At 55.1% G+C, this 570-nt stretch carries 1 protein-coding gene; it reads right to left on the bottom strand.

All coding sequences use genetic code 11. The annotated features are described in order from the left end of the window. Nucleotides 1–249: 249 nt before the first annotated feature. Nucleotides 250–570: VCBS domain-containing protein (locus tag OO306_RS28305; RefSeq protein WP_265970415.1), on the bottom strand; the 321-nt coding region annotated here is incomplete at its 5' end.

Raw genomic sequence — 570 nt, 5'->3', positions numbered from 1 at the left:
ACGAGTTAATCGATTCAGGTAGTGTTGTAAGGGCTTCGATCGAAAGATCGTCAGCGGTTGAAATGGTGGTTGACAGCGCTTCTAAACGCTGTATGATTCGCCTCCCGCTACGAGAGATCGCAGCGAGCCAAGTGTTTGAAGCTAAACGAGTTTATCGCGAAAAACTTCAAAATAAACGCTTGACAGGCTCTGAGGAAAGCGTAGAATGCGCGCCTCGGTTGAGACGAAAAGTTCTTAACCAAACGCTCTTTAACAAATTGAATCAAGCAATTCGTGTGGGTCGATGGCGGTGGCGGCGTCACTGGTCGCAACAGGGGTGTCGTTGCGGCCGTGGATGATGACGGTGAAGGTGGCCGTAACGATTTTGCCGTTGCCATCGCTGACGCTGTACTGGAACACCTCGGTCAGCTGGTCGGCATCGGTGCGCAAGGCCTGAACCGCAGCGTTGCTGTTGTCCACCACGTAGCGGTAGTTGCCTTGGGCATCCAACACCAGGCTGCCGTAGTTGCCGGCCAGGGCTTGGCCTGGCGTGCCGTTGACGCCGTTGGGGTTGACCACGGCGCTGACGAT

Source organism: Pseudomonas sp. DCB_AW, from assembly GCF_026240895.1.
GTDB lineage: Bacteria > Pseudomonadota > Gammaproteobacteria > Pseudomonadales > Pseudomonadaceae > Aquipseudomonas > Aquipseudomonas kermanshahensis.
This window is presented reverse-complemented; position numbering and strand designations above follow the sequence as displayed.